At 71.6% G+C, this 24,908-nt stretch carries 22 protein-coding genes and 2 pseudogenes; 6 read left to right on the forward strand and 18 right to left on the reverse strand.

The genetic code is table 11. From position 1 onward, the window contains the following. The 5 genes and pseudogenes from AB0I69_RS00005 to AB0I69_RS00025 all read right to left on the reverse strand — a co-directional run. Positions 1-335 (reverse strand): annotated as a pseudogene (locus tag AB0I69_RS00005) (GNAT family N-acetyltransferase); the annotation flags it as partial. A 144-nt stretch (positions 336-479) separates the two neighbouring features. Then, on the reverse strand, positions 480-3,143 hold the full coding sequence (locus AB0I69_RS00010; protein ID WP_363093139.1) for a DUF6493 family protein: 2,664 nt from the start codon (positions 3,141-3,143) through the stop codon (positions 480-482). Then, a complete protein-coding gene (locus tag AB0I69_RS00015) occupies positions 3,140-4,549 on the reverse strand; it encodes an SWIM zinc finger domain-containing protein (RefSeq protein ID WP_363093140.1) in 1,410 nt (469 codons plus the stop codon). The genes AB0I69_RS00010 and AB0I69_RS00015 overlap by 4 nt, the downstream gene beginning before the upstream one ends. Positions 4,550-4,690: 141 nt before the next feature. Beyond that, positions 4,691-6,274, reverse strand: coding sequence for an alkaline phosphatase D family protein (locus tag AB0I69_RS00020; protein WP_363093141.1), 1,584 nt, complete (start codon positions 6,272-6,274; stop codon positions 4,691-4,693). 136 nt (positions 6,275-6,410) lie between these two features. After that, complete coding sequence (locus AB0I69_RS00025) at positions 6,411-7,841, reverse strand: PLP-dependent aminotransferase family protein (protein ID WP_363093142.1); 1,431 nt, start codon at positions 7,839-7,841, stop codon at positions 6,411-6,413. Between the two features lie 47 nt (positions 7,842-7,888). Between AB0I69_RS00025 and AB0I69_RS00030 the strand changes: the two are divergent. Further along, positions 7,889-8,725 (forward strand): annotated as a pseudogene (locus tag AB0I69_RS00030) (DMT family transporter); the annotation flags it as partial. 45 nt (positions 8,726-8,770) lie between these two features. Here AB0I69_RS00030 and AB0I69_RS00035 read toward each other — a convergent pair. After that, on the reverse strand, positions 8,771-9,601 hold the full coding sequence (locus AB0I69_RS00035; protein ID WP_363093143.1) for an alpha/beta hydrolase: 831 nt from the start codon (positions 9,599-9,601) through the stop codon (positions 8,771-8,773). Positions 9,602-9,849: 248 nt separating this feature from the next. On the opposite strand from AB0I69_RS00035, the gene AB0I69_RS00040 reads away from it, so the two are divergent. Both AB0I69_RS00040 and AB0I69_RS00045 read left to right on the forward strand, forming a co-directional pair. Next, positions 9,850-10,734, forward strand: a complete 885-nt coding sequence (locus AB0I69_RS00040) for an RNA polymerase sigma-70 factor (protein WP_363093144.1) — start codon at positions 9,850-9,852, stop codon at positions 10,732-10,734. A gap of 239 nt (positions 10,735-10,973) precedes the next feature. Continuing rightward, entirely contained in the window at positions 10,974-11,735 is a 762-nt protein-coding gene (locus AB0I69_RS00045; protein ID WP_363093145.1) for a GntR family transcriptional regulator, read from the forward strand. 196 nt (positions 11,736-11,931) lie between these two features. On the opposite strand, the gene AB0I69_RS00050 is transcribed toward AB0I69_RS00045, so the two are convergent. The 3 genes from AB0I69_RS00050 to AB0I69_RS00060 form a co-directional block, all read right to left on the reverse strand. Further along, a complete protein-coding gene (locus tag AB0I69_RS00050; RefSeq protein ID WP_363093146.1) occupies positions 11,932-13,086 on the reverse strand; it encodes an ROK family transcriptional regulator in 1,155 nt (384 codons plus the stop codon). A 99-nt stretch (positions 13,087-13,185) separates the two neighbouring features. Continuing rightward, on the reverse strand, positions 13,186-13,848 hold the full coding sequence (locus AB0I69_RS00055; RefSeq protein WP_363093147.1) for a response regulator transcription factor: 663 nt from the start codon (positions 13,846-13,848) through the stop codon (positions 13,186-13,188). A 14-nt stretch (positions 13,849-13,862) separates the two neighbouring features. Continuing rightward, positions 13,863-15,017 (reverse strand): histidine kinase, encoded by a 1,155-nt coding sequence (locus AB0I69_RS00060; RefSeq protein ID WP_363093148.1) that lies wholly within the window; start codon positions 15,015-15,017, stop codon positions 13,863-13,865. A 108-nt stretch (positions 15,018-15,125) separates the two neighbouring features. Here AB0I69_RS00060 and AB0I69_RS00065 point away from each other — a divergent pair, with 108 nt between their 5' ends. The 3 genes from AB0I69_RS00065 to AB0I69_RS00075 all read left to right on the forward strand — a co-directional run bounded on the left by AB0I69_RS00065 (position 15,126) and on the right by AB0I69_RS00075 (position 17,267). Next, positions 15,126-16,046: an ABC transporter ATP-binding protein gene (locus AB0I69_RS00065; protein ID WP_363093149.1), complete on the forward strand. Its 921-nt coding sequence runs from the start codon at positions 15,126-15,128 to the stop codon at positions 16,044-16,046. A 2-nt stretch (positions 16,047-16,048) separates the two neighbouring features. Continuing rightward, positions 16,049-16,771, forward strand: a complete 723-nt coding sequence (locus AB0I69_RS00070) for an ABC transporter permease (protein WP_363093150.1) — start codon at positions 16,049-16,051, stop codon at positions 16,769-16,771. Positions 16,772-16,853: 82 nt separating this feature from the next. After that, positions 16,854-17,267, forward strand: a complete 414-nt coding sequence (locus tag AB0I69_RS00075; protein WP_363093151.1) for a hypothetical protein — start codon at positions 16,854-16,856, stop codon at positions 17,265-17,267. Positions 17,268-17,271: 4 nt separating this feature from the next. On the opposite strand, the gene mug is transcribed toward AB0I69_RS00075, so the two are convergent. The 9 genes from mug to AB0I69_RS00120 all read right to left on the reverse strand — a co-directional run bounded on the left by mug (position 17,272) and on the right by AB0I69_RS00120 (position 24,839). Further along, positions 17,272-17,817: a G/U mismatch-specific DNA glycosylase gene (mug, locus tag AB0I69_RS00080; RefSeq protein WP_363094136.1), complete on the reverse strand. Its 546-nt coding sequence runs from the start codon at positions 17,815-17,817 to the stop codon at positions 17,272-17,274. After that, complete coding sequence (gene purB / locus AB0I69_RS00085; protein WP_363093152.1) at positions 17,814-19,256, reverse strand: adenylosuccinate lyase; 1,443 nt, start codon at positions 19,254-19,256, stop codon at positions 17,814-17,816. Before purB ends, mug begins: the two co-directional genes overlap by 4 nt. 73 nt (positions 19,257-19,329) lie before the next feature. Then, complete coding sequence (locus AB0I69_RS00090; RefSeq protein WP_363093153.1) at positions 19,330-19,680, reverse strand: DUF4326 domain-containing protein; 351 nt, start codon at positions 19,678-19,680, stop codon at positions 19,330-19,332. A gap of 6 nt (positions 19,681-19,686) precedes the next feature. Further along, positions 19,687-20,469, reverse strand: a complete 783-nt coding sequence (locus tag AB0I69_RS00095; protein ID WP_363093154.1) for an SGNH/GDSL hydrolase family protein — start codon at positions 20,467-20,469, stop codon at positions 19,687-19,689. A 140-nt stretch (positions 20,470-20,609) separates the two neighbouring features. Next, entirely contained in the window at positions 20,610-20,786 is a 177-nt protein-coding gene (locus AB0I69_RS00100; RefSeq protein WP_363093155.1) for a hypothetical protein, read from the reverse strand. Between the two features lie 15 nt (positions 20,787-20,801). Then, positions 20,802-21,815: a hemolysin family protein gene (locus AB0I69_RS00105; RefSeq protein ID WP_363093156.1), complete on the reverse strand. Its 1,014-nt coding sequence runs from the start codon at positions 21,813-21,815 to the stop codon at positions 20,802-20,804. Then, on the reverse strand, positions 21,812-23,158 hold the full coding sequence (locus AB0I69_RS00110; protein ID WP_363093157.1) for a hemolysin family protein: 1,347 nt from the start codon (positions 23,156-23,158) through the stop codon (positions 21,812-21,814). Before AB0I69_RS00110 ends, AB0I69_RS00105 begins: the two co-directional genes overlap by 4 nt. A gap of 220 nt (positions 23,159-23,378) precedes the next feature. Further along, the gene (locus AB0I69_RS00115; RefSeq protein ID WP_363093158.1) at positions 23,379-23,798 is read right to left on the reverse strand and encodes a GNAT family N-acetyltransferase; all 420 of its coding nucleotides are present in this window, start codon (positions 23,796-23,798) and stop codon (positions 23,379-23,381) included. Between the two features lie 120 nt (positions 23,799-23,918). Then, the gene (locus tag AB0I69_RS00120; protein WP_363093159.1) at positions 23,919-24,839 is read right to left on the reverse strand and encodes an LLM class F420-dependent oxidoreductase; all 921 of its coding nucleotides are present in this window, start codon (positions 24,837-24,839) and stop codon (positions 23,919-23,921) included. Between the last annotated feature and the right edge of the window lie 69 nt (positions 24,840-24,908).

Raw genomic sequence — 24,908 nt, forward strand, 5'->3', positions numbered from 1 at the left:
AAGTCCAGCGCCTCCCGCCAGCCTGCGCCCTCGGCGAGGAAGAACTCCTCGTGCCCGGGTTCGGCGGGCCGCGACTCCGCGGCCTGCCGGGCACCGGTATCGCCCGTCGGCGGCGCATGACCGTGGCGGCGTGACCACCATGTGTGGAACCCCGTCGTGGCGATCAGCGCCAGCGCGGAGATCGCCAGGAGCACCGGACCGTCGGGCCCGTGCCCCACCAGATCCGCCACGACGTCCGCCACCGCGACCGCCGTGAACAGCGCCGCCAGCTCCACCAGGTCCCGCCGCCAGTGGTGCACCGGACGCCCGTGCCTTGCGCGCGTCACATCAGACATGTCTCGACTCATGCAACCACTGTGAAGGAAGGGTGTTGCGTGATCACGAACGCTCTGTGACCGACCGGTAAAAGCGTGGTTCTGTACCTTTTGCAGTTCTTTTTATGAGTGTGGTGCCCTGAAGGTCAGCCTTACCGCCCTACGTCACGCGGCCACCTCCGCCACCAGCGCAGTGCGCAGCCGACGCGCCTGCGCGACCAGCCGGGACGAGCCGCTCCGGGACGCCGTCTGCGCCAGATGCGGTAGCTCGCCACGGGCCCCGGACCGCTCCGCGCATTCGGCGGCCACGGCGAGGAGGTCCCCGAGCCCCCGCGTATGGGCGGGTTTGGCGTCGCCGTCCGCGTCGGCGAGCAGCGCGGGCAGGGTGTGGCCGAGGATCCCCCATATGGTGGCGTTCGCCCCGGTGGCAGCCGCTGTCCGCACCGACTCGACGAGCCGCGACGGCTTCACGGCCCCGCTCCGCACCAGCTGCCCGAGATCCGTACCCAGCCGAGCCGCGTCCAACTGTCCCCGCGCCGCGAGCACCAGCAACGCGTCCACGGCGGCGAGCCGGTCCTCGGGGTGCCGCGCACCGAGCCCGTACGCCAGACACAGGTGCGTCGCCTCGCCGGCTCCGCCCCCGGATTCGGCCAGCAGCGGGAGTACGGCGGCTGCGCCGCGGGTGTCGTCCACGGCGACGGCGGACACGTCACGCAGCACCCGCACCGCCACCAGTTCGCGCAGCTCGGGGAGTATCGCGAGCCAGTGCCGCTGCATGTCCAGGCTCCAGTGGTAGCAGTACCCATGCTCGCCGTAGACCGTGTTCGGTTGCCCCAGCGCCCGGAACCCGGCCGGGAAGTCGGCCTGCAGCGAGACGAGTTCACCGAATTCGAGCAGGACGCGGGCCCCGGATGCCCGGCGTCGGCTCGTGGGCAGGACGGGGCCCCCGGACGTCAGCCATCGGGCGAGCCGGACGCCCTCCGCCGTGCCGAGAGCCCGCGCGCGCTCGGCCGCCGTTGCCGCCGCCGCCCCGTCCCCGCGGCGCACCCGCAGCAGTGCCTGTGCGAAGTCGGCCGCGGACGCCCGCGTGCCCAGGCGCCGGTATGTGTCGAGCCGGTCCACCAACTCGTCCGGCTCCAGCAGACCGGTACTCCAACTGGGAGTCGACAGCAGGAACGGCAGCGGCTCCGCGCGGAGCCGGTACGCCACCTCCCACACGCGAGCCGCGAAAGCCCGGGACAGCGCGCTGTGTCCGCACTCCCGGGACCGGGAGCCGTGCTGGACCGCGTCGTGGAGCGTGACGGTGCGCACCTTGTCCCGGAGGGTTGCCAGAAGGAGGTCGAGACCGTCCGACACACTGTTGAGGCCGTGGCGCGTCCTGCTGAAGTGGTCGTCCGAACGTCGGACGTACTCGGGATCGACGCTGTCCCACCAGCGGCGCGCGACCACCGGCCCCAACGCCTCCACCAGGGCATCCCGGTCCCGGTAGGCATGACGGACGAGTCCGTCCAACGTGCGCTCGAACGTGGTCACATCGCCGTTGGTCGCCAGCAACGCGCCCACCTCCTCGGCGAGTTCGACCACCGATTCGGGCGCCGGTGCGAGGCGAGCCGCCTCCGGGGACGGCGGGAGCACCTCCTCGTAGACCGTCGCCGCTGCTGTCACCGGAGCGGCGCCCAGCGTCTCGACCGCGCGTGCGCGCAGGGTGGGCACCAACTGGTCCGCCGCACCGGCCAGTTCGGCCCGCACGTCGGGGGAGTCGATCTTCTTGAGGTGTCGCTCGACCAGCTTCAGGGCCCGCTCCTGCACCTCGGCGTCCTCGTGCCCGAAGGCCTGCGCCAGGGCGGGCAGGACCTCGGCGGCGGCGGACGCGTCCCGCGCCAGCACCTTGCCCAGTAGTACGAGCTGTGCCCGGACGAGCTTCTTCTCGGTCCGGAACAGCACCGCGTCGGACATCTCCGCCAGCCGGCGTGACGTCAACTCCCCGTCCAGAACAAGGGAACCGAGCACCGACTGGGCATGCGACGCCACCACGGACACCGCGTCCGAGGCCAGCGCCAGCCAGTCGGGGGTACGCTCCCGCTCCTCCTCGCGAGTGAGGGCGAGGGCCTTCAACACGCGCAGGAACACCCGGTGATCGACGGTCGTACCGCCCCTCAGCAGCCGGGCCACGCACGCGTCCACCGTCCGCTTCCGGTCCAGGGCGCCTTCGGCGGTGAGCGCGGCAAGCGCGTCGACCCAACTGTTCGGGCCCTCGGTCGAGGTCCACTCCAGCGGGCTGCCGATGTCCTCCGTCTCGAAGACCGCGGTCACCAGCTCCGCGAGATGCGGATCCTGGCGCAGCCGGTCGAGGAGGGTGTCACCGCGCTGCCACAGGTGGCCGATGTGCTCCACCCAGCCCCGCACGTAGGAGTCCGTCGTCGGCACCGGGCAGCCCGAGAGCCGCACCAGGCCGGCCATCAGCTCGTACGGCACGCTGGAGGAGGCCGGACGCGCGGCGAGACGGTGCGTCACGTCGGCCAGCCAGACGGTGTCGCGGTCGCCCAGGATGTGGATCAGCAGCGCGGGGGACGACCGCGACCAGCGCATGTCGGTGGCGGCGATCCAGGTCGCCGCAGCTGCCGCTCCCGTCTCGCACGCCGCGCCGGCCGCGTGCAGAGCCGGATAGGCGCGGCGGGACGGCTCCTCCCACGGTGCCTTGCGCAGCTCCTTGCGAAGTTCCTTCAACTCCGGGAGAAACGCTCGCCGTTCGGTGTCGGTCAGCCCGTCGAGCAGTCCCACCGCCTCGGCCGTCCGCCCCGCCCGCACCGCTTCCATCAGCGAACTCATCGCACACCCCCGTCGACCCGCACCAGTTCCTGTTCCTGCTCCACCGCGGCACCCCGCCGCACCATCCGCACCGCCAGCGCGTGCTTGCACGGTCCGCGTCCGCCCCGGTACTTCGCCCACCACACACAGCTGCAGCTCAACACCCCCGCCTCGTCGCGCACCCGGTGCACATGACCGTCCTCGGCGGTCACCGTCCCGATCGCGCCCGCCAGAGTCACCGCCCCCGCGGCCACCAGCGCACGGGCCGAGCGCAGCCGCGGATTGTGACGCTCCACGCGCTGCGCGTCGTACGGCAGTTCACGGTGGAAGTAGGCCGCCTCCGCCGTGTCGTACCCGACGCGTCCCGAGGTGCCCAGTCGCGTCAGCGCGGCGCGGACCCGCTCGGGGGCGAGTCCCGAGGCGGCGGCCATGTCGGCGATGTCGATGCGGGGCTCCCAGGCCAGCAGCACGGAGATCAACTCGGCGTCCTCACCGGCCTCGTCGGCGGAGAGCGCGTCCAGGACCCCGCCCTCGCCGGAGAACCCGCGTGAGGCGTCCGGCGACAGGGTGAGGGTGAGCCGCATGCCCGGAAGGACGGCCTCCCAAGCACCGGCCGTCGCCGAGGCGCCGATGACGGAGGGGCCGTAGATCCGCAGGGCCGTCGCGTGACGCAGGACCCGCTGGAGTGCGATCAGCCGCTCCGGGCCCGGGAGGCACACCGCGCCCGGTACGGGGCGGGTGGTCGGGCGCAGGCCGCGGCCCGCCGGTACGACCCAGCGCGGGCCGCTCGTGGCGCCGCGTGCGCCGGCCTTCGGCAGTGAGCGCAGGAACCGCACCGCCTCCGCCGCGGGCAGCTCGGCCCGCAGGTCGAAGCCGGCCGCTATGACCTGGGCCTCCGCGAAGCCCCGCAGCCACCGGTCCGGCAGCGGCACCTTCTTCTCCACCACCGGGCCGTCCAGCGTGGTCACGGCCAACTCCTCGGGCCCGACCCGCAGATGGAGCGGATCGTCCGAGCCGATCCGCGACAGGGCCTCACGAAGCGGGTTGTTGACGTCGACGTTCGTCGTGCCGTGTCCCACCTCCCCGCCGTCGAGACCGGGGCCGAGGACGTCCAACCGCGCGTACACCCCGCCGCAGCCCGAGAAGGACTCGAAGCGGAGCCGGTCGCCGCCCGCCGTCACCACCGGGTCGAGGGAGGCGGCCAGTTGGCGCTGGTAGTACCGCGCGCCCGCCACGTCGGCCACCGCCAGCAGTGCGGCCGAGGCCACCTGAGGGGACGTCAGGAAGCCCGCGAAGAAGCGCGGATGGTCGGTGACACCCGAGGGAGTCGCACCTCGTGAGGTCTCCAGCCCGAGGCGCCGTCCATCCGCCGCGGACTCCAGTACGGAGGGTCGGCAGTAGGTCACGGCCTGCAAAGATCGCGTCATGGAAAAACCGTAGAGGCCACCACTGACAATCGGCTCTGACCTGCGAAAACACGGTTTTCGAGCGGGAGTTGGGGTGTCGCGGAGCGTGCCGCGCACCGGGGGATGACGCCGGTGCGCGGCACAGGTCCGAGGGTAGTGGAGTTACTGGCCGACCCGTCCCGGCTGGAGGGTCTGCGTGAACAGCACGGTCCCGTCCTGTTCGCGCAGACGCACCGTCAGTTCCCCGCTGTGGCCGTCGATGTCGACCTCGCCGAAGAACTGGTAGCCCTCGGCCGGCGACACGTTCGCCACGGTCGGCGCCTTCACGAACACCCGCTCCGGACCGAACGTGTTGTCGAGGTCGTTGGCCGGGAAGGCGCCCGCGTTCAGCGGACCGGAGACGAACTCCCAGAACGGCTCGAAGTCGGTGAACGCGGCCCGCGAGGGCTGGTAGTGCTGGGCGGAGGTGTGGTGCACGTCGGCGGTCAGCCACACGGTGCCGGTGATCCGCCGGTGCTTGATGTACCGCAGCAGCTCGGCGATCTGCAGTTCACGCCCCAGCGGCGCACCCGGATCGCCCTGCGCCACCGCCTCGATGTTCGCCCTGCCCTCGGTGGCGTCCGGCACGACCAGGCCGAGCGGCATGTCGGCGGCGATCACCTTCCACACCGCACGCGAGCGCGACAACTCCCGCTTGAGCCACTCCAGTTGCTCACTGCCGAGGATGCCCTGCGGGTCCACGGTCTGCTTGTCGGGCGAGTTGGCGTTGCGGTACGTCCGCATGTCCAGGACGAACACGTCGAGCAGCGGACCGTGCCGCATCACGCGCTGGACGCGGCCCTCCTTGGCGCCCGGTCGCAGCGTCGAGACCGGGAAGTACTCGCTGAACGCCCGCCGGGCGCGCGCCGCCATCACGTCGACGCTCTTCTCCGTGTAGCGGGTGTCGGAGGCGGCGATCACCTCGCCCGGGTACCAGTTGTTGCGCACCTCGTGGTCGTCCCACTGGATGATCGACGGAACCTGGGCGTTGAACCGTTTGAGGTTCTCGTCCAGCAGGTTGTAGCGGAAGTTGCCGCGGAACTCGGCCAGGGTCTCGGCGACCTTGGACTTCTCCTCGGTGGTGACGTTCCGGTAGAGGCTGCCGTCGGGCAGGGCCTGGGTCGCCGTGATCGGACCGTCGGCATAGATGTTGTCGCCGCTGCACACGAAGAAGTCCGGGTCGAGCTCGGCCATCGCGTCGTAGATGCGGTAGCCGCCGAGGTCGGGGTTGATGCCCCAGCCCTGCCCCGCCAGGTCCCCGGACCACAGGAAACGCACGCCGCGCCGCCCGGTCGGCACCGTGCGGAACGTACCCGTGACCGGCTCACCGGTACGGCGCGGGTCGTCGGGGTCGGCGAGCAGGACCCGGTAGTGGATCTGCTGCCCCGAAGGCAGCCCGCACAGCCGGGTGGTACCGGTGAAGTCGGTGTCCGCGCCGAGCAGCGGACCGTGCCACCTGTGCGCATTGCGGAACGACTCGGTGGCCGAGGTCTCCACGATCATCCGGGCCGGGCGGTCCGAACGCACCCACACCAGACCGGAGTCGGAGGTCACGTCCCCCGCCTGCACTCCCCAGCCCGCCTCGGGACGCCCGGACAGGGCGAAGGCCGGGGCGGCACCGAGGGCGGCGGGCACGGTCAGGGCCGCCGACGCGGCCAGGGAGCCGCGCAGGACGCTACGGCGGGCGGGGAACGGACGATGTGACATGGGGTTGCGCCTCCACGGACGGGATGCGGTCAGGGTGCACTGCCACAACTACTGGTGCGCCGCAGCGCACACGGAAACCAGAGGTGAACAACGGAACGCGGTGACATGGGAGCCCGCACGCCACGTCCGAGGCCCTCTACGGGCGTGCGGCGCCGGCCATCAGACGCACACCGGCACGAATCCGTGCGGGAGACAGATGCGCGTATCCCAGGACCAGCCGTACGACCGCGTCGTCCACGCGCGCGTGGGCGTAGGCGGTGAGCGGGCACACCGCGACACCGGCGGAGGCCGCGCGTTCCAGGAAGTGGTCCTGAGGGCCGTACGTCTCCGGCAGTTCGGCGATGACGTGCAGTCCCGCGGCGATCCCGGTCACCCGCGCTCCGGGGAAGTGTTCCTCCAGGGCGGCGACAAGGGTGTCGCGGCGCTGCCGGTAGGCGCGCTGGCAGCGGCGCAGTTGGCGGTCGTAGTCACCGCGTTCCACGAAGCGGGCGAACAGCGCCTGGTCGAGAGTCGGGTGGCCGAGGTCCATGGTCCGCTTGCGCTCCACGACCTCGTCGGCCAGCGACTCGGGTACCAGCAGCCAGCCGAGCCGCAACCCCGGCGCGAGGGACTTGCTGACCGAGCCCGCGTAGGCGACATGCTCCGGGTCGAGGCCCTGAAGTGCGCCTACGGGCGCCCGGTCGTAGCGGAAGTCGCCGTCGTAGTCGTCCTCGAAGACCAGACCGTCCACCGACCGTGCCCAGTCGAGGAGTTGGGCGCGTCGCCGCGCGGAGTAGGCGATGCCCGTGGGGAACTGATGGGCGGGCGTCGTCACCACGGCCCTGACGCCCGATGCCCGCAGCGGCCCGATCGCCAGGCCCTCGTCGTCCAGGGGCAGCGGTACGGTGCCGACGCCCGCCGAGCGGTAGAGGGCGTCGTGCTGGGGGCTGCCCGGGTCCTCGACGCCGACGGTGCGGGTCCCGCGCGCGTGGAGCACGAATCCGAGCAGGGCCGTCGCCTGCGCCACGCCGGAGACCACGACGAGCCGCTCCGGGTCGGCGACCACACCCCGGCGGCGCGCCAGGAGCTCCGCGAGAGCCGTACGCAACCGGGGCAGCCCGCGCGGATCGGGATACCCGAGCACCTCGTGCGGCAGGTCCGCCAGCACACCGCGCTGCGCCGCGGCCCAGGCGGCGCGCGGGAACAGCGCCAGGTCCGGCGTGCCGGGCACGAAGTCGGCCAGGGCGCCCGGGGAGCGGGGCGCGAGGTCACGCGCGCGTGGCCGGGCCGCCCGCACGGCACCACCCACCCAGGTGCCCGCGCCCAGGTCACTGCGCAGATACCCCTCCGCCGTCAACTGCTCGTACGCCTCGGTGACCAGCCCGCGCGACACCCCGAGGTCGGCCGCCAGGTCCCGGCTCGACGGCATCCGCGTGTCCGGCGCCAGCCGTCCCGACCGCACCGCCTCCCGCAGCGCCGCCTGGAGGGAACGGCCACGCGCGCGTGCCGGCGCCGAGACGGCGGGCAGCAGCAACTCCCAGGCGGCGGAACCCGTCAGACCCTCCGGATTGGTCCGCGATGACGTCATGGAAGTGGACCTTAAACCGGACCGCCGGACTTCCTAACGTCGCTGCCATGAACGCCACCACCGCCCGAGGCACCCCGCTCGCCGCCTTCGCCTGTGTCCTCGTCGGCGCGTCCTTCACCGCCAACAGCGTCCTGGGCCACTACCCGTACGCGGGCGGCCAGTTCCTGCGCTACGGCCTCGCCTGTCTGCTCCTCCTCCCGTTCACCGGCAAGGACGCGAGGACCCGGCTGCGCGGGCTCACCCCACGCCAATGGGCCCGACTCGCGCTGCTCGCCGCCGTCGGCATGGTCGGCTTCAACCTGGCCGTCATCGCCGCCGAACGCAGCGCCGAACCGGCCGTACCGGGCGTCTTCGTGGGCTGCGCTCCGGTAGCCGTCGCGATCCTCGTCCCCCTCCTGGAGGGACGCCGTCCGCGACGGATCGTGCTCTACGGGGCGTCGCTCGTCGCCGTGGGTGCGTTCACGGTCCAGGGGTGGGGCCGGACGGACGGCGCCGGAATCGCCTTCTCCGGGTGCGCCCTCGCGGGGGAGGTGGGTTTCGCGGTGCTCGCGGTTCCCGTGCTGCGGCCCCTGGGACCGAGATTGCTGTCGGCCACGGTGTGCGGAGTCGCCGCGGCCGAGGCGGCCACCGCCGGGCTGGTCCTCGACGGGACCGCCTGGCTGCGGCGCCCCGACGGCACGGAGGCCGCCGCGCTGCTGTGGCAGGCGGCGGTCGTCACGGTCGTCGGCTTCGTGTGCTGGTACATGGGCATGCAGCGGATCGGCGCGGAGCGCGCAACGCTCTTCTCCGGCCTCATCCCGGTCGCGGCCGCCGCTACCGCGCCGCTCGTCGGAACGGGCTCCTACGGGGCCGCCCAGGCCGTCGGCAGCGCCCTCGTCGGCGCCGGAGTCGCCCTGGGATCCGGTGCGTCGACGCTGTTCGCGCGCCGGTCAGCGGCTGCCGTCGAGGATGACGCGGGCGACCAGGGCCGGGTCGTCGTTCATCGGACAGTGCCCGCAGCCGGGCAGCCGCACGAGCCGCGAACGGGGGATCAGCCGCTTGGCGCGGACGCCCTGGCGGCGCAGCAGCAGCCGGTCCTGGGTGCCCCAGGCCACGGTGACCGGCACGCCGGGGATGTCGTCGGTGAACTGGACGGTCGTACCGGCCCGGAGCGTGTCGTCGAACCCGGGGGCGTTCACCAGCGCGAGCGTCTCGGCGACCACGGCCTCGGGTGAACGGCGGCCGGGGCGGGCGTAGATGGTGCTCGTCAGGGCTGTGCGGCCGGCCGTCGTGCGCGACAACCGCTCGACCATCGGGAGCGGCATCCGGCGGGCGATCTGCCGCATGGTGAGCAGCACACCGAAGGCGTAGCGACGCTCGGCCCGGGACCAGAAACCGGCGGGGGAGAGGGCCGTGACGGACCGTACGACCTTGTCCCGGCCCAGCTCCAGGGCCATCAGGCCGCCGAGCGAGTTGCCCGCGACATGCGGACGGTCGAGCCCCAGCGCCTCGCAGAAGGCCCTGAAGACGGCGGCGGTCGTGGACAGGTCGTACGCCAGCCCCTCCGGCAGCGCGGGGGAGGCACCGAACCCGGGCAGGTCCACGGCGATCACGTCCCGCTCGGTCGCGAGGATGTCCACCACCGGGTCCCAGGCCTGCCGGTGATGACCGATGCCGTGCAGCAGGAGCAGCGGCTCACCGCTGCCCACGCGCGCGTAGGACACGGTCACGGTCTTCGGACCCCGCGGGGTGGGGACCGGGAAGGAGACGGTGGCGGACATGGGGGTGCTCCTCGTCTGGGACGCGCTGACAGACGCCGTACAGGCCGTGTAGACAGCTTGTCAGCAACTGCTACCGACCGGTAGCCCCCGCGGCAGTGGACCTCGGCCCCGAGTCGGCACTTCAGCCCTCAACGCGCCCTGCGCACCTCCAGGTTGAACTCGGGGTGCCCGAGGTTCCGGACCACGTCCAGCACCCGGTACGCGTTTTTCTCCTGGACACGGGCCGACGCGTCGCGTGGGATGGCGAGGTGACCACCGACGCCCAGACCGATGTCTTCGAAGCGCACCGACCCGTCCTCATGGGGGTCGCCTACCGCATGCTCGGGCGGGTGGCCGACGCCGAGGACGTGGTCCAGGAGGCCTGGCTGCGCTGGTCCGCCGCCGATCGCGCCGAGGTCCGCGAACCGCGCGCCTACCTGGTGCGCGTCACCACCCGCCTCGCCATCGACCGCCTGCGCCAGGTCAAGGCACGCGGCGAGGCCTATGTCGGCCCATGGCTGCCCGAGCCGTACGTCACCGACTTCGGGGACACCGTCCCGGACACCGCGGAGCGCGCCGTACTCGCCGACTCCGTCTCCCTCGCCGTCCTCGTCGTCCTGGAGTCGCTGTCGCCGCTGGAGCGCGCCGTGTTCGTCCTCAGGGAGGCGTTCGGCTACCCGTACGCCGACATCGCGACCATGCTGGACCGCGGCGAGCCGGCGGTACGCCAACTCGCCGCACGTGCCCGCAAGCACGTCGACGAACGGCGCCCCCGCTACGAGGTCGACCCGGCCCAACGCCGCGATCTGACCGAGCGGTTCCTCGCCGCCGCGGCGGAGGGCGACCTCGCGGGCCTCATGGCGATGCTCGCCCCGGACGTCCGTCTGGTCGGCGACAGCGGTGGCAAGGCCCAGGCGCCGCTGCGGATCCTGGAGAACGCAGACAATGTGGGCCGCTTCCTGGTCGCCGTCGCCGAGAAGGGCGTCCCCGAGATGTCGTTCCGCTTCCTGGAGCTCAACGGCGGACCCGCGGTGCTGGTCCTTTCGGGTGACACGCCCGACAGCGTCCTCCAGGTGGACGTATCCGCCGGACGCATCCGTTCCGTCTACATCGTCCGCAACCCCGACAAGCTTCGATCGCTGGCTTCCGCTTAGCCGCGGCCCGGGCGGAGCCCCCGTTTCGTGACGGGGGCTTTGCTGTTACGTCACGAAGAACACCCAGCACGAACGCCCTGTGAACGCTCTGCGGCAGGCGCTCTGTGCATTGCATATGACATAGAGGATTGGTCTTGACCAAGGGTGGGGGCCGTCCTATGGTCGCTGATAAGTGAAACAACCTTTAATAAACAAGGGCGCTAAAACGCGGCCGGACCACGGCGATTGCGGAGGACAGGGTGGGGACCACGCAGTTGGAATCGGTGCCGGAGCCGAAGTACTGGCATCTCAAGACCGTGCTGAGTGAGGCACTGGACTCCGAGTTCTCCGTCGGCGAGATCCTGCCCAACGAGCGAGACCTGGCAGCCCGCTTCGGCGTCGCCCGGGCCACGCTCCGGCAGGCTCTGGAACAACTCGAACTGGAAGGCCGGCTGCAGCGCCGCCGCGGCGTCGGTACGACCGTCGCGCCGCCGCGCGTGGGCGTGGCCGTCGGCACCGAGCAGCACGCCTGGCCGGGCGCCGGGGAGGACGGCTGGCAGTCCGTCGACTGTGTGCTGGCGGCTCCGCCGGCCGCCGTGGCGGACGTCCTGGAGACCGGTTCCGAGGAACTGGTGCACACCGTGCGGCGCTCCCGGGTGAGCCACGGCCAGCCGGTCGCCGCCGAGCTGCTCTACATCCCGGAGTCGTCGGTGCCCGATCTCTCCGCCATAGACACTCCGTCCGCGACGGCACGCGCGCGTGCGGTACTGCGCGAGTTGCAGCGCCTCGAACTGGAGGGCCAGGACCGCGCCGTCGAACTCGGCTCGGCCCGCGCGGACGACGCCAAGGAGCTGGACCGCCTTCCCGGTGCCCCGGTCCTCGTCGTCACGACCCGCTTCTTCGCCGAGGGCCGCACCGCCGCGGTCTCCGTCGCGACCTACCGCGCGGACACCTGCCGCCTGACCTTCGCCGACTCCGGAGGCGTAGAAATCCACCACGGCCCAGAACGCCAGGCTTCCTGACCCGGTCACAGTCCATCGCGTCGCGCCCCGGAACTCCACCGGGGCGCGACGCGTTTTCGTCTCAGCGCCGGGCAGGACAGCGCCCCAAAGGGGCGCGGGGAACTGCGCGCCCAGCCCCAACGGCGCCGCAGCCGAAAAACCACCACCGAGCCCAGCCCCAACGACCCCGCACCCGACAAACAACCCCACGGCCAAGCTAGCGCCGCGTCACCGTGCCCTCGACCGCGAACAGCTGCTCCTCGACATGGTCAAGAGCCAACCGCAACGCCCCAGTTGCCGCAGCCGCCTCCCCGAGCAACGACAGGGCAACCTTCGGCGGCCGCAGGCAATACCGCGCCAACTCCCGCCGCAACGGCTCCAGTACACCGTCCAGGCCGGCCGCCCACCCGCCCACGACAACAAGCTCCGGATCAAGTGCCAGCACCAGCGCGGCGACATCGTGCACAAGGCGCTGGATGAACCGATCGACGGCCGCGCGCGCCCGCTGGTCACCGTCGCGGGCAAGCGCGAAGACCTCCGCCACCGCCTGCTCGTCCAACGGGTGCAGCGGCTTGTCCGTGGTGGACAGCAGCGTCTCCGGAGTCACGTCCCGGCCCAGGAGATGCAGTGCGCCGATCTCACCGGCCGCCCCGCGATACCCCCGGTGCAGCCGCCCCCCGATCAGCGAACCGGCGCCCGGACTCAGCCCGGCCAGCACCATCACCATGTCGTCGGACTCGGTGGCGGCGCCCTTCCAGTGCTCGGCGACCGCCGCCGCGTTGGCGTCGTTCTCGACCAGCACCGGGCACTTGAAGGAACGGCTCAGCCGCTCACCCAGGTGCAGGCCCGTCCACTCGGGCAACGCGGTACCCAGCCGTACGGTGCCGTCCGCCTCGACGATGCCCGGTGTGGCGACGCCCACCGCCCGCAGCGAACCGCGGGCGACTCCGGCCCGGCGCAGCAACTCGGCGACCGCGGTGCGCAGCCGCTCCAGACGCTCGTCCGCCGAAGCCGTCTCGTCGACGTCCTTGGCGATGGCGCCGAGCACCCGGCCGTCCAGATCGGCGAGGAGCACGGCGACCCGGTGTGCGCCGATCTCCAGGCCCAGCAGATGCCCGGCCTCGGCCCGGAACCGGAACCGCCGCGCGGGCCGCCCCTGCCGCCGTACAACGCTCTCGTCGGCCGCCTTCTCGACGACGAGCCCGGCCTCGATCAGTCCCTCTACGACGCCCTCGACGGTCGGCCGGGACAGACCGGTCACCCGGGTGATCTCCGTCAGCGTGGCGCAGTCCGTGGCACGCAACGCGTGCAACACCACTGCGGAGTTGATCCTCCGCAGCAGCGAAGGGTCCCCGCCGGTCAGCCCCGCCAAGGTGTGTCCTCCCAGCTCGTGCGCGTGTTGGGCGGATCGTACTCGGCGCGGCGTACCCCGGCGAGTGCCTGGTGCCCCGGACCCTTCGGCCCCACCGGTTCACCCGGGTGTCACGAACCCCGACTCGTAGGCCGCGATCACCGCCTGCGTACGGTCCCGCGCCCCCAGCTTCGCCAGTACGGCGCTCACATGCGACTTCACCGTCTCGGTCCCGACGACCAGCCGGGCGGCGATCTCCGCGTTCGACAAACCCCGTGCCATCAGCCGCAGTACCTCGGCCTCGCGCTCGGTCAACTGGGCCCGCTCCATCGCCGCGCGCGCCGCCCGGTTGCCGCCGTCGTCGCCGTACTCCGCGGCCAACTGCCGTACGGAGGCCGGGAAAAGCAGCGACTCGCCCTCGGCCACGAGCCGTACCGCGTGCACGATCTCGGCCGGCCGGGCCCGCTTCAGCAGGAACCCGTCGGCACCGGCCCGCAGCGCCTCGTACACGTACTCGTCGTTCTCGAAGGTCGTGATGACCAGGATCTTCGGCGGGTCGTCGACCGTGCGCAGCACCGCGCGCGTGGCCTCGATGCCGTCCATGAGCGGCATCCGTACGTCCATGGCGACCACATCGGGCCGCAGCTGCCGCACCAGCGGGATCACCGCCGCCCCGTCGGCGGCCTCCCCGACCACCTCGATGTCCGGCTGCGCCTCCAGCACGGCCCGCAGACCCGCGCGTACGAGGGGTTCGTCATCGACCAGGAGAACGGTGACCGGCATCGGGCCAGCGTAGATCAGCGCAGCGGCAGCTCCGCGTGCACCTGCCAGTCACCTTCGTCGGGCCCGGTGTATGCCCGGCCCCCGAGCAGCGCGGCACGCTCACGTATGCCCCGCAGGCCACTGCCCCGGCCCGGTCCGGATATCGCCGCCGTCAGCGGATTGCGGACCTCCAGATCGAGGGTGCCGTCGGCGACACCGATACGGACCCGCACGGGGACGGCACCCGCGTGCCGCAGCACATTGGTCAGCGCCTCCTGCAGAATTCGGTACCCCTCCCGGGAGACCGGCCCCGGCACCGTCTCCAGTGGCCCGGTCACCTCGGCGTCCACCTTGGCGCCGGAGGCCCGCGCCGACTCCAGCAGCCGGTCGGCGTCCACGAGCGTCGGCCGACTGCTTACCGGCCGCTCCGCCTCCCGCAACACGCCCAGCACCCGCTCCAGGTCCTCCAGCGCGGCCCGGCCGGTCTCCTCGATGGCACTCAGCGCCCGCTCGGTGAACTCCGGATCACCCGCCGCCCGGGCGGCACCGGCCTGCACCACCGCCACCGTCAGCGCGTGACCGATGGAGTCGTGCAACTCCCGCGCGATACGCGTGCGTTCCAGCAACTGCTCGGTGCGCTCCTCCAGGGCGGCGAGTTGCTCCGCGCGCGAGGGGCCGAGCAGCTTCCGGGCCAGTAGCGTGGCCAGCTCGCCGAGGCCGACGACGGCGGCGTACGTCGCGATCAGGGGAAGCGGTGCCAGGACGGCGTATCCCCAGTGCGGTTGAGCGTTGCTCAACACGGGGACTTCGTCCGGCACCTTGCCGATCGCCAACCCGACGAGCGTGACGGTCAGGATTGGCCCCCAGACGGTGCTGAACCAAGTCAGCACGCTCAGCGCCATCCGTGTCTCCAGCCACAACACGGTCCGGCCCCGGTCCCGCCAGGTCGCCGCCGACGCCACGGAGATGCCCGAGTCCTGCTTGTCCGGCGTCAGCAGCAGCCGTGCCTGCACCCCCTCACCCATGCGCACGGCCGGGATCAGGCCGACCGGGAGGAGCATGAGCGCGGGCACATAGGGGGTCGACATGTCGATGAACAGCCAGACACTCACGATGAGCATCGGCACCCAAAGGTGCAGCAGACGCGTGTACGTCGTCCCCCAGAGCAGCGGGCGCAGGAAGCGGGCCATTCCGACATCGTGACAGCCGGCACTGACAATCGGCCTCCCCCGGGCGGGGGAGACGATCTCCACGGTTGGGGGAGGCCCCAACCCCCTTGAACGGTAAGGCTGTTGGCCATGACCAGCATCGACGTACGAGACCTCACCAAGGAGTACGGCACTCGGCGAGCCGTGGACCACGTCACCTTCGACGTCCGCCCCGGCAAGGTCACCGGCTTCCTCGGCCCCAACGGGGCCGGAAAGTCCACCACCATGCGCCTCGTCCTCGGCCTCGACCGGCCCACCTCCGGAACCGCCACCATCGGAGGCCGCGCCTACGCCGCGCTCACCGAGCCCCTGCGCCACGTGGGCGCCCTGCTCGACGCACAGGCCGCGCACGGCTCCCGTACCGGACGCGACCATCTGCGCGCCCTGGCGGCGAGCAACCGCATCCCGGTCGCCCGGGTCGACGCGGTGCTGGAGGAGACGGGGCTCGCGTCGGTCGCGCGGCGCCGGGTGAAGACATACTCCCTGGGCATGCGGCAACGGCTGGGCATCGCCGGTGCCCTGTTGGGTGACCCCGAGGTGGTCCTGCTGGACGAGCCGTCCAACGGCCTCGACCCCGAAGGCATCGTCTGGATCCGGGAGTTGCTGCGCCGGCTGGCGGCGGAGGGACGCACGGTCCTGGTCTCCAGCCACCTGATGAACGAGACCGCCTCCTTCGCCGACCACCTCGTGGTCCTCGGTCGCGGACGGCTCCTGGCCGACACCCCGATGCGGGACTTCATCGACGCGCGCGTGCAACCCCACGTCCGCATCCGTACGACGGACTCCGGCGCCCTCAAGAGCACACTCGCCGGGCACGGTCTCGACGCCGTGGAGCAGGAGGACGGGCACTGGACCGTGGCGCACGCGCGCGTGGACGAGATCGGCGCCCTGTTGTCCGCCGCGGGCGTACCGATCCTCGAACTGGCCGCCGCCGAGGGCACGTTGGAGCAGGCCTATCTCGATCTGACGGCCACCGAGGCCGAGTTCAGCGCACAGCACCAGGAGGCCTGAGCATGACATCCACGCCTGTGTTCCACTCCGAGTGGATCAAGATCCGTACCCTGCGGTCACAGGTCGCGGCGCTCGCCATGATCCCCGTGGTGACGGCACTCTTCTCGGCGCTCGCCTCGTCCGACACCGGCGGTGACGACTTCGACCCGCTGTTCTCGGTCTTCTTCGGCGTGACCTTCGGCCAGATCGCGGCGATCGCCCTCGGCACGACCGCCGTGTCCTCCGAGTTCCAGGGCGGAGCGCTACGGCTGACGCTGGCCGCGGTGCCGCACCGGGGGCGCTGGTTCGCGGCCAAAGCGGCGGCCGTGGCCGTCCCCGTGTTCGCCGTCGGTCTGGTCACCGGAGTGGTGACGCTGGCGGTCGGCAAGGCGGTGCTGGGTACCAAGTTCGACGGACTCGACTGGGCGGAACAGGTGCGCGGCGTGGTCGGCTGTGCCGTCTATCTCACGCTGATGGCACTGCTCGCGGCCGGTCTCACGGCGGTGCTGCGCAGTGGAGTGGCGACGCTGAGCATCCTCGTGCCGTTCCTGCTGATCGTGTCCTTCGTGATCGGCGACGCGTCGAGCGGCGTCGCGGACCTCCTGCCCGAACGGGCCGGTCAGGTGGCGTTCCACGAGACCTGGGGCGGGGCGATGGGACCGTGGACCGGACTCGGGGTGACGGCATTGTGGGCCGCGGCGGCGTTGGCGGCGGGGGCGTGGAGCGTGCGACGCCGAGACGCCTGACACCGGAAGTGCCGGAACGTTCAACCCCCGGCAGCCCCTGACGCCCCGCCAATTGTCAGTGGCAACCGCTTTACTGGATCACATGGACATCGCGAAGCACCTCGCCACGATCGACCGGCTCTGCGCCCAGGAGTTCCCTGCGGAGCGGAGCCGGTCGGCTCGCTGCACGGCCGGGCCCGGCTATTTCATGGTGGAGTTAGAGACGGACCAGGAGCTGACGGCGGACGACTTCCATGCGTACCGGCAGGGGATAGCCGAACGACTGGACGACCGCCTGGGCGAACAACTCCCGTGGGGCCAGCTCACGGTGAGGGTGAGCATGGAGCGGGGCGAGGAGATACCGGAGCCCTGGGCCACCCTCGCCCTCCGCACCGACGCGCTGAACGTGTGGCAGGAGGTGGACACCGGCCGCTGGATCGCACTCGGCGTCGCCGACCGGGACGACCAGGACGAGATCCAACTCCTGGCCACGGTCACGGAGATAGACCCGCCGTGACCCGCTAGTCCCGCGCGGCGTCCCTCAACCGCCCGAACTCCTCAGCCATCGTCGCCGCCGTCCAGTGCGCGTTCAGCCCGCTCGGATTGGGCAGCACCCACACCCGCGTGTCCCCGAACGTCCGCTCCTGCGGCCCCACTTGGGCCTTCCGGTCGTCGAACGCGGCCCGGTACGCGGTCACCCCGAGCACGGCCAGCCACCGCGGCTTCCACCCCGTCAGCTTCGACGCGAGCAGTTGCCCGCCCTCGCGGTACTCGTCCGCACTCAGCTCGTCGGCCCGAGCCGTCGCCCGCGCCACCACGTTCGTGATGCCGAGCCCGTACGACAGCAACTCGCCCTGCTCCGCAGGCTTCATGAGCCTCGGTGTAAAGCCGGACAGCTGCAGCACCGGCCAGAAGCGGTTGCCGGGACGGGCGAAGTGATGGCCCGTGGCCGCCGTCATCAGCCCGGGGTTAATCCCGCAGAACAGCACGGCGAGGCCGTCCGCGACGACGTCCGGTACGAGACGGTCGCGAGCGGCCTCCAGCTCCGCCTGGGTGAAGCGCGTCAGAGGATCGCCCCCGGGGTGTAACCCGCGGCCTCCGGGTGCTGCTTCGCGAGCTCCTCGACACGGGCGACGACCACGGCGACCTGGTCGGCCGCGGCGCCCGTGAAGGACAGCTTGTCGGCCATCAGGGCGTCCAACTGGGCGCGGTCCAGCGGGATGCGCTCGTCGGCGGCGAGCTTGTCCAGCAGCTCGTTGCGTTCGGCACCCTGCTCACGCATCGCCAGCGCCGAGGCCACGGCGTTCTCCTTGATGGCCTCGTGCGCGACCTCACGGCCGACGCCCGCGCGGACCGCGGCCATCAGCACCTTGGTCGTCGCGAGGAACGGCAGATAGCGGTCCAGCTCGCGCGCGACGACCGCCGGGAACGCCCCGAACTCGTCGAGCACGGTCAGGAAGGTCTCCAGCAACCCGTCGAGCGCGAAGAACGCGTCGGGGAGGGCCACCCGGCGCACCACCGAGCAGGAGACATCGCCCTCGTTCCACTGGTCGCCCGCCAGCTCGCCCGTCATCGAGGCGTAGCCGCGCAGGATGACCATGAGGCCGTTGACGCGCTCGCAGGAACGGGTGTTCATCTTGTGCGGCATCGCCGAGGAACCGACCTGGCCCGGCTTGAAGCCCTCGGTGACCAGCTCGTGCCCGGCCATCAACCGGATCGTCTTGGCCAGCGACGAGGGCGCCGCCGCGACCTGCACCAGCGCGGTCACGACCTCGTAGTCCAGCGACCGCGGGTAGACCTGGCCGACCGACGTGAACGCCTGCGAGAAGCCCAGGTGGGAGGCGATCCGCTGCTCCAGCTCCGCGAGCTTCGCCGCGTCGCCGCCGAGCAGGTCCAGCATGTCCTGTGCCGTGCCCACCGGGCCCTTGATGCCGCGCAGCGGGTAGCGGCCGAGCAGCTCCTCGACCCGGGCGTACGCGACGAGCAGCTCGTCCGCGGACGTCGCGAAGCGCTTGCCGAGGGTGGTGGCCTGCGCGGCCACATTGTGCGAGCGGCCGGCCATGACCAGCTCGCCGTACTCACCGGCCAGCTTGCCGAGCCGCGCCAGAACGGCCACCGTACGGTCGCGCATCAGCTCCAGCGAGAGCCGGATCTGCAACTGCTCGACGTTCTCCGTCAGGTCGCGGGACGTCATGCCCTTGTGGACCTGCTCGTGCCCGGCGAGGTCGTTGAACTCCTCGATCCGCGCCTTCACGTCGTGCCGCGTGACCTTCTCGCGCTCGGCGATCGAGGCCAGGTCGACCTGGTCGAGCACACGCTCGTAGTCCGCGATCGCCGCGTCCGGCACCTCGATCCCGAGGTCCTTCTGGGCCTTCAGCACGGCGAGCCAGAGCTGACGCTCCAGCTTCACCTTCTGCTCGGGCGACCAGAGCGTGGCGAGCTCGGTGGAGGCGTAGCGTCCGGCGAGGACGTTCGGGATGCGGGGCTTGGCGGGCGCAGAAGTCACGTAAATAGATTCTACTGGCGATTCGTGCAGGCCAGCGCCAGGGTCCGGTTCGGCGGAAGCTACGAGACCCACGTCACGGCCCGTACTCCCCGCTGTCGGTGAGCTCGGCCAGCACCCCCGCATGACACCCCAGCGGCGCACACCAGCAGGCCAGCGTCCGCCCGCGCAGCGCCGGCACCAGGGCCAGCAGGTCGGGTCGCTCCAGCAGATACGCCCGGTACTTCGCCATCACCTCCGCGCGCGTGCCGTCCCGGCGGCGCGTGGGGGTGTCGTAGGCGAAGGGGTTGTAGAGCGGGTGGCGGGGGAGGTCCCAGCCGCCGAGGGTCCAGCGGCGGCCGACGTAGAGGATCTCCTGCGGGGCGAGTTCCAGGCGGGGGCCGAAGTCGTGGATCCTGCCCCTGACGTTGATCACCCGCGTGGTCATGGGGAGTTACGCCGCCGGGCCCTCGTAGGGGAGCAGGTCCGGGCGTTTCGGGGAGAGGCCGTCCCCCGAGGAGCGGCCGGTGAGGCGGCGGCCGATCCAGGGGAGGAGGTACTGGCGGGTGAAGCGAGCGTCTTCGATGCGGCGGGCGGTCCAGTTCGGGGGCGGGGTCGGCGGCATCGGGGTGCGCCACTCCGGGTCCTCCGCCTCGTAGCCGAGGGTCTGCCAGACGGCCTCGGCAACGCGGCGGTGGCCATCGTCCGTGAGGTGGAGACGGTCGACGTCCCAGGCGCGCTGGTCGGCGAGCGAGGGCGCGCCGTACAGGTCGACGACCAGGGCGCCGTGCCGGTCGGCGAGGTCGTCCACGCAGGCGAAGAGTTCCTCCATGCGCGGCCGGAAGCGTTGCTGGACCGGGCCCTCGCGGCCGGGGCTGCGCATCAGAACCAGCTGCTTGCAGGCGGGAGTGAGCCGTTCGACGGCCTCCTCCAGCAGGGCGCGGACGCGGCCCATGTCGCACTTGGGGCGCAGGGTGTCGTTCAGGCCGCCGACCAGCGTGATCACATCGGGTTGCATGGCGGCCGCCGGGCCGACCTGCTCCTCGACGATCTGCGCGATCAGCTTGCCGCGCACGGCGAGGTTGGCGTACCGGAAGCCGGGCGTCCGGGCAGCCATCCGGCCGGCGAGGAGGTCGGCCCAGCCCCGGTAGGTGCCGTCCGGGAGCAGGTCCGACATGCCCTCGGTGAAGGAGTCGCCGATCGCGACCAGGCTGGTGTGCGTGGGATTCGTCTGCATGGCGACGAAAATGATATCCCGCGTCCCTACCCGCCGGTAGGTCGGCCTCCACCAGCCGCCAGCCGCGCCAGCCCGGCATCCACCAGCGCCTGCCAGGCCTCCGCCGGCACGTGCCTGGCCTCACTGCTGGCCGCCCCGGCCTACGTCAGCGCCTGCCCGGCCTTCACCAGTGCCCGCCCGGCCGCCACCGGCACCCCGCCCGGGGCTGCGTCAGCGCCCGTCCGGCCTCCGTCAGCACCCGCCCGGCCTTCACCGGCACCCGCCTCGGGCTGCGTCAGCGCCCGTGCGGCCTTCACCAGCGTCTGCCCGGCCGCCACGGCCCCCGCCCCCGCCTACGCCCGCTGCCCGAACAGCTCCCGCAGGACGTCCTCCATCGTCACCAGTCCGGTCAGCCGTCCCTCCTCGTCGAGCACCGCCGCGAGGTGGGTACGGCTGCTGCGCATCGCGGTGAGGACGTCGTCCAGCGGGGTGGTCTCCTTCACGTTCGCGATGGACCGCATGTCCTCCACCTTGAACGGCTCGTTGCGTGGCGAGGCGTCCAGCGCGTCCTTCACGTGGAGGTAGCCGATGATGCGGCGCTCGGCGTCCACCACGGGGAAGCGGGAGAAGCCGGACTCGGCCGACAGCACCTCCAGCTCCGCCGGTGTGACGCCCGCGACCACGTAGTCGACGCGTTCGAGGGGGAGTACGACGTCCCGCACGGGCCTGCTGCCCAGTTCCAGGGCGTCGTTCAGCCGCTCCAGGGCCCGTTCGTCGATGAGGCCCGCCTCGCCGGAGTCCCTTACGATCCGGGCCAGTTCGGCGTCCGAGAAGGACGCCGTGACCTCGTCCTTGACCTCGACCCGCAACAGCTTGAGCAGCGTGTTGGCGAACGCGTTGATCGTGAAGATCACCGGGCGCAGCGCCCGCGAGAGGGTGACCAGCGGCGGTCCGAGGACCAGCGCGCTGCGGACCGGCTCGGCCAGGGCGATGTTCTTCGGGACCATCTCGCCGAGCAGCATGTGCAGATAGGTCGCCGCGGCCAGCGCGATCACGAAGGACACCGCGTGCCCCGCGCTCTCCGGCACGCCGACCGCGTGGAACACCGGTTCCAGCAGATGGGCGATCGCCGGTTCCGCGACGATGCCGAGCACCAGCGTGCACAGCGTGATACCGAGCTGGGCCGCGGCCATCAGCGCCGACACGTGCTGCAGACCCCACAGCACGCTCTTCGCGCGCCGGTCGCCCTCCTCGGCGTGCGGCTCGATCTGGCTGCGGCGCACCGAGATCAGCGCGAACTCGGCGGCCACGAAGAAGGCGTTGACGACGAGCGTCGCCAACCCGATCAGCAGTTGTACGGCGGTCACAGCTCCCCCTTCACGGAATCGGCGTCGGAATCGGATTCGTCGGGCGGCGCGTGCAGCAGCAGCCGCGCGGCCCTGCGCCCGGACGCGTCCACCACGTCGATCCGCCACCCGGAGACCTCGACGACGTCCCCGACCTCCGGAATCCGCCCCAGCTCGTTGGCCACCAGACCGGCCAGCGTCTCGTACGGCCCCTCCGGCGCCCGCAGCCCGACGCGCGCGAGCTGGTCCATGCGGGCCGCCCCGTCCGCCGAGTACAGCGTGCGGCCCTCGTCGTCCGTGCCGGCCCGGGCCAGGTCGGGAGTCTCGTGCGGGTCGTGCTCGTCCCGCACCTCTCCTACGACCTCCTCGACGATGTCCTCCAGGGTCGCGACCCCGGCCGTACCGCCGTACTCGTCGATGACGACGGCCATCGTGCGCTTGCCGGACAGCCGGTCCAGGAGGCGGTCCACGGTCAGGGACTCCGGGACGAGCAGGGGTTCGCGGATGACCTCGGCGAGGGGGAAGCGGGCCCGCCGGTCCGCCGGCACCGCCAGTACGTCCTTGATGTGCACGGTGCCGACGACCTCGTCGAGGTTGCCGCGGTAGACCGGGAACCGGGACAGCCCGGTCGCCCGGGTCGCGTTGGCCACGTCCTCGCAGGTCGCCTGGACATCGAGGGCGACGACCTGGACGCGGGGCGTCATCACGTTCTCCGCGGTGAGGTCGGCGAGGTTCAGGGTCCGTACGAACAGCTCGGCGGTGTCCGGCTCCAGGGCGCCCGCCTTGGCGGAGTGCCGGGCCAGCGCGGCCAGCTCCTGGGGCCCGCGCGCGGAGGCCAGCTCCTCGGCCGGCTCCAGGCCGAAGGCCCGCACCACGTGGTTGGCCGTGTTGTTCAGATGGCTGATGAACGGGCGGAACGCGGCGCTGAACCAGCGCTGCGCGTTCCCCACCCGCTTCGCCACGCTGAGCGGCGAGGAGATCGCCCAGTTCTTCGGGACCAGCTCGCCGACGACCATCAGGAACACCGTCGACAGCGCCGTACCCAGCACCAGCGCGACGGACTTCGACGCGGAGTGAGAGATGCCCAGCGATTCCAGCGGGCCCGCGATCAGCGCGGCGATCGACGGCTCGGAGAGCATGCCGACGACCAGATTGGTGACGGTGATGCCGAGCTGCGCCCCGGAGAGCTGGAACGTCAGGTTCCGTACGGCCTTCAGGGCACCCGCGGCGCCCCGCTCGCCGCGCTCGACCGCGCGCTCCAGCTCGCTGCGCTCGACGGTGGTCAGGGAGAACTCGGCCGCGACGAAGGCACCACAGGCGAGCGAGAGCAGGATCGCCACCAGCAGCAGAAGCACTTCGGTCATCGGGTCACCTCCGTCCCATGATCGGACAGGGCAGGGAGGTTCGCGCGATGTCGCGTACTGGGAGGCTCGCCCATGGGCGGACGCTCACACCTTTCGTGGAGATTTCGAAGTTCCGAGTCGTCCACCAATAGTAAAGGATAGGCAAAGCGATGGTTCGTGAGGTGCTTCACCCGGCGCCGGCCGTCGAATCCTGGCTGCTCACCAGCTTCCCGGTCCGTGCCTACAGGGGCTTGACCCAGCGCCGCCAGTGGTCCTCGCGATGGTATCCAGCCGCGGCCCATGTGCGGTGGGCCTGTTCGTTGGCCTCCAGGACCATGGCGTCGACGCGTCGCCCGCCGAGAGTGAGAAATCGCTGTTCGGCGGCCTGCAGCAGGGCGGTGGCGATGCCTTGCCGTCGGTTGTCGGGGTGTACGGCCAGTCGGTAGGCGGAGCATCGCCATCCGTCGAAGCCGGCTATGACGGATCCGACGAGCAGATCGTCGCGCGTCGCGAGGAGCAGGGCTTCGGGATCTCGTGTGATGAGCCGGGCCACTCCGTCGTGGTCGTCGCTGATGCTCGTTCCCTCCGCGGCCTCGCGCCAGAACTGCAGCACGGCGTCGATGTCGGAGAAGGTGGCACAGCGGATGTGGAGATCACTCATGGGCGTGAGCCAAGCACAGCGCTCGCTCGTCCGGCGAGCGGTTTCTGTGGCGGGGAACTGACACGCGGCGCCGGCGATGCCGACCTCGCGCTTGATGGTTCAGGCTAGGTAGTGGCCGGTCTAGTACTCGACGGGTCGGATGTCGCTTATCTCGCCGCCGTCACCTCCCAGTAGTGGATCTCGCCGCAGTTCCGCCACCACCGGCGCGAACTCCTCCAGGTACGGCTCCAGCACGGTGAGATAGGAGAACCCGTGCCGGTCGCGCAGCGTGCGCAGCTTCGCGGTGATGTGCTCCAGGGTGCCGACCAGCATGACGGGCAGGTCCAGCACTTGTTCCAGGGCCAGGTCCGGTCGGCGCTCCAGCAGTGGCCGGAGTGCGCTCGCGGGGTCGTCCGTGATCGCCACCAGTTGGATCAGCAGGTTCAGTTCGGCGGGTTCCGTACGGTCGGTCGCGAACTCCCGGTACCGGGCGACCCGTTCGCCGAGTTCGGCGGCATCGACCGGTGCCAGCTTGCCCGTCGTACTGCCCGGCTCCAGGCTCGCACCCGCGAACGCCGCGATGTCCGCGTGCTGGGCGGTCAGGCGCAGCACGCGGTCGCCGTTGCCGCCGAGCAGCAGCGGGACCCGGCACTCCGCGGCGTCCAGCAGCCGCCCCAACTCCTCGACCGTGTACCGCAGATGGTCCACCCGCTCGCGCGGCGAACCGAAGGGCAGCCCCGCCGTGTCGTGCTCCGCCTGTATGTACCCGGTACCCAGCCCGAGTTCAAGGCGTCCGCCCGTCAGGTCGTTGGTCGTCGCCACTTCACGGGCCAGCAAAGTCGGGTTCCAGAAGCCCGCGTTCAGCACGAACGTGCCCACCCGTGGCCGCTCGGTGGCCTCCGCCGCCGCGACCAGCGCCGGGAACGGCGCGACCATCTCCAGATGGTCGGGGACGAGGATCACGTCGTAGCCGAGTTCCTCGGCCCGTCGGCATCTGGCGCGCCACTCGTCGGCGGGCGCGGACGTGAGCAGACTGGCCCCGAAGCGGAACGGGCGCGGCATGAACTCTCCTCGGAGGCAGGGGACTTGAGAACGACCGCCGCGATCCCGTGGTGGCGGGTGACTCGACTG

The sequence above is a fragment of the Streptomyces sp. NPDC050508 genome (assembly GCF_040655155.1).
GTDB lineage: Bacteria > Actinomycetota > Actinomycetes > Streptomycetales > Streptomycetaceae > Streptomyces.